1 protein-coding gene is annotated in these 7153 nt (G+C 76.4%); it reads left to right on the forward strand.

The features are described 5' to 3' along the window. The coding region (locus tag VF746_31580) for an amino acid adenylation domain-containing protein (GenBank protein ID HEX8697002.1) at positions 1–7153 on the forward strand (7153 nt) is incomplete at both ends.

Here is a 7153-nt window from a genome sequence, read left to right on the forward strand (position 1 = left end):
GGCGCTGCGGGCGCACCTGGCGGAGAGGCTCCCGGAGCACATGGTGCCGGCGGCGTACGTGCGGCTGGAGGCGCTGCCGCGCACCCCGGGCGGGAAGGTGGACCGCCGGGCGCTGCCGGCGCCGGAGGGGGAGGCGTACGCGCGGCGCGGCTACGAGGCGCCGGTGGGCGAGGTGGAGGAGGCGCTGGCGGAGATCTGGGCCCAGGTGCTGGGCGTGGAGCGGGTCGGGCGCTGGGACAACTTCGCCGAGCTGGGCGGCCACTCGCTGCGGGCGGTCGTGCTCATCGGGCGGATGCGGCGGCGCGGGCTGCACGCCGAGGTCAGCGCGCTCTTCACCACCCCCACGCTGGCCGCGCTGGCCGCCGAGGTGAGCCGGAAGTCGCTCGAGGCCGAGGTGCCCCCCAACCGCATCCCCACCCCCTGCGAGGCCGTCACCCCCGAGATGCTCCCGCTGGTGGAGCTGAGCCAGGCGGAGATCGACGCCGTGGTGGCGGGAGTGGAGGGCGGAGCGGCGAACGTGCAGGACGTCTACCCGCTGGCGCCGCTGCAGGAGGGGATCCTCTTCCACCACCTGCTGGCCAGGGAGGGAGACCCGTACCTGCTGGCCGGGCTGTACGCCTTCGACACCCGCTGGCGCCTGGACGCCTACGTGGCCGCGCTGCAGGCGGTGGTGGACCGGCACGACATCCTGCGCACCTCCGTCGCGTGGGAAGGGCTCTCCGAGCCGGTGCAGGTGGTGTGGCGCCGGGCCCGGCTGCGGGTGGAGGAGGTGGAGCTCGACCCCGCCGCGGGCGACGCGGCGCAGCAGCTGTACGAGCGCTTCGACCCCCGGCGCCACCGGCTGGACGTGCGCCGCGCGCCGCTGGTGCGCCTCTACGCCGCGCGCGACGCGGCCCGCGAGCGCTGGCTCCTCCTCCTGCAGCGCCACCACCTGGTGAGCGACCACCAGGCGCAGGAGGTGATCGAGGAAGAGATCCAGGCGCACCTGCTGGGGCGCGCCGACACGCTCCCGGCGCCGCTGCCCTTCCGCACGTACGTGGCGCAGGCGCGGCTGGGAGTGAGCCGCGCCGAGCACGAGGCGTACTTCCGGGCGCTTCTGGGCGACGTGGAGGAGCCCACGGCGCCGTTCGGCCTGCTCGACACGTGGGGCGACGGGTCCGGGATGGCCGAGGGGCGGCTCCCGCTGGACGGCGCCCTGGCGGCGCGGCTGCGCGAGCGCGCGCGGGCGCTGGGGGTGAGCGCGGCCGCCGTGTGCCACGCGGCGTGGGCCCGGGTCCTGGCGCGGGTGTCGGGGCGCGGCGACGTGGTGTTCGGGACGGTGCTCTTCGGCCGGATGAGCGGGGGCGAGGACGCGGAGCGGGTGCTGGGGCTCTTCATCAACACGCTCCCGGTGCGGGTGCGGGTGGGCTCGCAGGGCGTGGAGGCGGCGGTGCGCGCCACGCACCGGCAGCTGGCGGAGCTGCTGCGGCACGAGCACGCCTCGCTGGCGCTGGCGCAGCGCTGCAGCGCCGTGGAGGCGCCGGCGCCGCTCTTCTCGTCGCTGCTGAACTACCGGCACAGCGGGACGGGCGCGCGGCGCCCGGGCGGCGGCGGGGACGGCCGGCTCGTCTACGGCGTGGGGCGGACCAACTTCCCGGTCACGCTCTCGGTGGACGACCGGGGAGACGCGCTCTCGCTGAGCGCCATCGCGCCGGCCTCGGTGGGGCCCGAGCGGGTGTGCGCGATGATGCGCCGCGCGCTCGAGGGGGTGGTGGAGGCGCTGGAGGCGGCGCCGGAGCGCCCGCTGGCGGGCGTGGACGTGCTCCCCGCGGCCGAGCGCCGCCGGGTGGTGGAGGAGTGGAACGCCACCGCCGCCGCGTACCCGGCCGACGCGTGCGTGCACGAGCTGTTCGAGGCGCAGGCGGCGCGCACGCCCGGCGCGCCGGCGGTGGCTTTCGAGGGCCGGGCGCTCTCGTACGCGGAGCTGGCCGCCCGCGCGAACCGGCTGGCGCACCACCTCCGCGAGCTCGGGGTGGGTCCGGACGCGCGCGTGGGGGTGTGCGTGGAGCGGGGCGTGGAGATGGTGGTGGGCGTGCTGGCGGTGCTGAAGGCGGGCGGGGCGTACGTGCCGCTGGACCCGGCCTACCCCGAAGAGCGGCTCTCCTACGTGCTCCGGCACAGCGCGCCGGCGGTGCTGCTCACCGGGCGCGCGCTGGCGGGACGCTTCGGCGGGGCGGGCGTCCCGGTGCTGGCGCTCGACGCCGACGCGCCGCCCTGGACCCATCACCCGGATACCGACCCGGAGCGCGCCGGCCTCACCCCGGACCACCTGGCGTACGTGATCTACACGTCGGGGTCCACGGGGCGGCCGAAGGGGGTGATGAACCCGCACCGGGGGGTGGTCAACCTCCTCTGGTCGATGCGGGGCACCGTCGGCGTGGAGGCGGGAGAGCGGCTCGTCGCCGTTACCACGCTCGCCTTCGACATCTCGGCGCTGGAGCTCTTCCTCCCGCTCGCCACGGGCGCGCGGGTGGAGATCCTGGGCCGCGCGGACGCCGCCGACCCGGCCGGGCTCCAGCGCGCCGTCGCCGCGGCCCCGGGGGCGGTGCTGCAGGCCACCCCCGCCACCTGGCGCCTCCTGCTGGACGGCGGCTGGCCGGGCGACGCCACCCTGCGCGCCCTCTGCGGCGGCGAGGCGCTCCGGGGCGACCTGGCCGCGCGGCTGTGCGCCCGCGTGGGGGCGCTGTGGAACGTCTACGGGCCCACCGAGACCACGATCTGGTCGTCGGTCCAGCGGGTGGACGGGGCGTCCGCCGCGGGCCGGGCCCACGTGGGGATCGGGGCCCCGGTCGCCAACACGCAGGTCTACGTGCTGGACGACGCGGGGGAGCCCGTGCCCGTCGGCGTGGCGGGCGAGCTGTACATCGGGGGCGCGGGGGTGGCGCGCGGGTACCTGGGACGCCCGGCGCTCACGGCGGAGCGGTTCGTCCCCGACCCGCTCGGCGGCGAGCCCGGCGCGCGCCTGTACCGCACGGGCGACCTGGGGCGGTGGCGGGCCGACGGGACGCTGGAGTTCGCGGGGCGCAACGACGCCCAGGTGAAGGTGCGCGGCTTCCGCATCGAGCCGGGGGAGATCGAGGCACGCCTGGCCGAGCACCCGGCGGTGCGCGAGGCGGTGGTGGTGGCGCGCGAGGACAGCGCCGGCGACCGGCGGCTGGTGGCGTACGTGGCGCCCGACTGGGCCCGGGTGGACGAGGCGGCCGCCGGGGGAGGAGGGAAGGGGAGCGGCTGGGACGCGGAGCACCAGGCCGAGTGGATGACGACCTGGGAGTACGCGTACGGCCAGGCCTCCGCCGAAGCCGACCCGGGGTTCGACATCCGCGGCTGGAACAGCAGCTACACCGGCGAGCCGGTCCCGCCCGAACAGATGCGCGAGTGGGTGGACGCCACGGTGGCGCGGATCGGCGCGCTCGCCCCCCGGCGCGTCCTCGAGATCGGGTGCGGGACCGGGCTCCTGCTGTCGCGGATCGCGCCGGGATGCGCGCGCTACGTGGGGACGGACTTCTCGCCCCGGGCGCTGCAGGGGATCGAGCGGCTGCGGCGGGAGCGGCCCGAGCTCGGGCACGTGGAGCTCCTGGAGCGCACGGCCGACGACTTCGGCGGCTTCGAGCCGGGGTCGTTCGACACCGTCGTCCTCAACTCGGTGGCGCAGTACCTCCCCGGCCTCGAGTACCTGCTCCGGGTGCTCGAGGGAGCGGCGCGGGTGGTGGAGCCGGGCGGCCGCATCTTCGTCGGCGACGTGCGCGACCTGCGGCTCCTGGGCGCGTTCCACACGGCGGTCGAGACCTTCCGCTCTCCGCCGGGCCGCCCGGTGGGGGAGTGGAGGGAGCGGGCCGAGCAGGCGCAGCTCCAGGAAGCCGAGCTGGTGATCGATCCGGCCTTCTTCTGGACCCTGGGCCGGGAGCTGGAGGCGATCGGCGAGGTGGAGACGCTGCAGAAGCGCGGCCGCTTCCGCAACGAGCTGACGGAGTTCCGCTACGACGTCGTGCTGCACGTGGGGGCGGGCGGCGGCGAGCCCCCGGCGGACGCGGCCCGGCTGGACTGGGAGGCGGGGCGCCTGACGCTGGAGGCGCTGGAGGCCCGGCTGCGGGAGGAGGGCGGTGGCGAGGTGGTGGTCGCGGGGATCCCCAACGCCCGGGTGAGCGGGGCGCTGCGGCAGCTCGACCTCCGGCGCGACCCCCACGAGGTGGAGACGGTGGGCGAGGTGCGCCGCAGGGCGGCGGCGGACGGTGTGGACCCGGAAGAGCTGTGGAGGCTGGGCGAGGCGCTGGGGTGGACGGTCGAGGTCAGGCTCGCCGACTCGAACGACGCCGGGCGCGTCGACGCGCGGTTCGCCAGGGGGGCGGCGGCCGGCGGCCGCCGGCCGTTCCCCACCTGGACCCGCCGGGAGCGCCGGGCCCTGGCCGCGTATGCGACCGACCCGCTGCGGGGGAAGCGGACCCGGGCGCTGGTGTCCCGGCTGCGCGAGCACCTGGGCGCCCGGCTGCCGGAGTACATGGTCCCCGCGTCGTACGTGATGCTGGAGGCGCTCCCGCTGACCCCGAACGGGAAGGTGGACCGCAAGGCGCTGCCGGCCCCCGAGGGCGACGCCTACGTGCGGCGGGCGTACGAGGCGCCCGCGGGCGAGACCGAGGCGGCGCTGGCGGAGCTCTGGTCGGAGGTGCTGGGGCTGGAGGGGGCGGGCCGGTGGGACAGTTTCTTCGAGCTGGGCGGCCACTCGCTCCTGGCGGTGCGGCTGATCTCGCGCGTGCGCCAGGTGCTGGGGGTGGAGGTGGCGCTGGGAGAGGTGTTCGAGCGCCCGCTCCTCGCCGACTTCGCTCGGGGGCTGGAGAGCGCGGCGCGCGCGGAGCTCCCCGCCATCGAGCCGGCCGACCGGGCGGGGCGCCTCCCGCTCTCGTTCGCGCAGCAGCGGCTCTGGTTCCTGGAGCAGCTGGGGGACTTGGGCGCGGCCTACCACGTCCGGCACCGGCTCCGGCTGCGGGGCGCTCTGGACGGCGCGGCGCTCTCCCGCGCGCTGGACCGGATCGTGGCGCGCCACGAGGCGCTGCGTACCACGTTCGCGGTGGTGGACGGCGAGCCGGTGCAGCGCATCGCCCCGGCCGTGGAGAGCCGCTTCCCCCTCCTCGAGCACGACCTGGCCGGGCACGCCGACCGCGACGCCGAGCTGGGCCGCCTGGTGGCCGAGGAGGCGGACGCGCCCTTCGACCTGGAGCGGGGCCCGCTGATCCGCGGGCGGCTGGTGCGGCTGGCGGAAGACGACCACGTCCTGCTGGTGACCATGCACCACGTGGTGTCCGACGCGTGGTCGATGGGCGTGCTGGTGGACGAGCTCGGCGCGCTGTACGGGGCCTTCCGCCGCGGAGATCCCGACCCGCTCCCGCCGCTGCCGGTGCAGTACGCGGACTACGCGGCGTGGCAGCGGCGCTGGGTGGAGGGCGAGGTCCTCCAGCGGCAGGCCGACTACTGGGGGGAGACGCTCGCCGGCGCCCCCGAGCTGCTGGAGCTGCCCACCGACCGCCCGCGTCCCGCGCGGCAGGACCACGCCGGGGCCGCGGTCCGGGTGGAGCTGGACGAGGCGCTCGCGGCGGGGCTGAAGACGCTCTCCCGCCGGCACGGGACCACGCTGTTCATGACGCTCCTCGCCGGCTGGGCCGCGGTGCTGGGCCGTCTTTCGGGGCAGGAGGACGTGGTGGTCGGCACGCCCACGGCCAACCGGGGGCGGCGGGAGATCGAGGGGCTGATCGGCTTCTTCATCAACACGCTGCCCCTGCGGGTGGACCTGTCGGGCTCGCCCACGGTGGCGGAGCTGCTGGGGCGGGTGAAGGCGCGCGCGCTCGGGGCGCAGCAGAACCAGGACATCCCCTTCGAGCAGGTGGTGGAGCTGGTGCGGCCGGCGCGCAGCCTGGCGCACAGCCCCGTGTTCCAGGTGATGTTCGCGTGGCAGAACGCGCCGCGGGGAAGCCTGGAGCTGCCGGGGCTCACGCTGGGCCCCGTGCCGGGGCCGCCGCGGGCGACGTCCCGGTTCGACCTGTCGCTGTCGCTGCAGGAGGAAGGCGGCCGGATCGTCGGCGGGGTGGAGTACGCCACCTCCCTCTTCGAGCGGGCGACGGTGGAGCGCTACGTCGACTACCTCCGGCGCGTGCTGGAGGAGATGGCGGCGGACGCGGACCGGCCGGTGGAGCGGCTGGACCTGCTCCCCGAGGCCGAGCGCCGGCAGCTCCTGGAGAAGTGGAACGCGACCGATGCGGAGTATCCGCGCGGCGCGTCGGTGCACGAGCTGTTCGCGCTGCAGGCGGAGCGGACGCCGGACGCGGTTGCCGTCGTCTCCGGAGACCGCTCGCTCACCTACGCGGAGCTGGACGCGCGGGCCCGCCGGCTGGCGCGCCGGCTGAGGTCGCGCGGCGTGGGTCCGGACGCGCGGGTGGCGATCCTGATGCCGCGCTCGGTGGAGCTGGTGGTGGCGGAGCTGGCGGTGCTCCGGGCGGGCGCCGCGTACGTGCCGCTGGACGCGTCGCACCCGCCGGAGCGCATCGCCTTCATGGCGGCCGACAGCGGGTGCCGGCTCGTGCTGAGCCGCCCGGGCCAGGAGCTTGCGCCGCTTCCCGGCGTGGAGCGGATCGACGTCGAATCCACCGAAAACCTCGACGACGGCGGCGCGGAAGACGTGCGGGTCCCCGTCGGCGGCGAGGCGGTGGCGTACGTGATGTACACCTCCGGCTCCACGGGCGAGCCGAAGGGCGTGATGGTGCCGCACCGGGCCATCACGCAGCTGGTGCTGAGCAACGGCTTCGCGGACCTGGGCGCGGACGACCGGGTGGCGCTGGCGGCGAACCCGGCTTTCGACGCCGCGACCATGGAGGTGTGGGGGCCGCTGCTGACCGGCGGCGCGGTGGTCGTCGTCCCCCAGGACGTGCTGCTCGACCCGGCCGCGTACGGGCGTCTGCTGAAGGAGCAGGGCGTCACCGCCATCCTGATCACCCCCGTCCTCTTCAACCACTACGCGCAGGTCATCCCCGAAGCGCTGTCAGGGCTGCGCTACATCCTCACCGGCGGCGACCGCGCGGACCCGGCGGCATATGCGCGTCTTCTGCGCGAGCGCGGCCGGGTGACCATC

This window comes from Longimicrobium sp. (genome assembly GCA_036389795.1).
Lineage (GTDB): Bacteria > Gemmatimonadota > Gemmatimonadetes > Longimicrobiales > Longimicrobiaceae > Longimicrobium.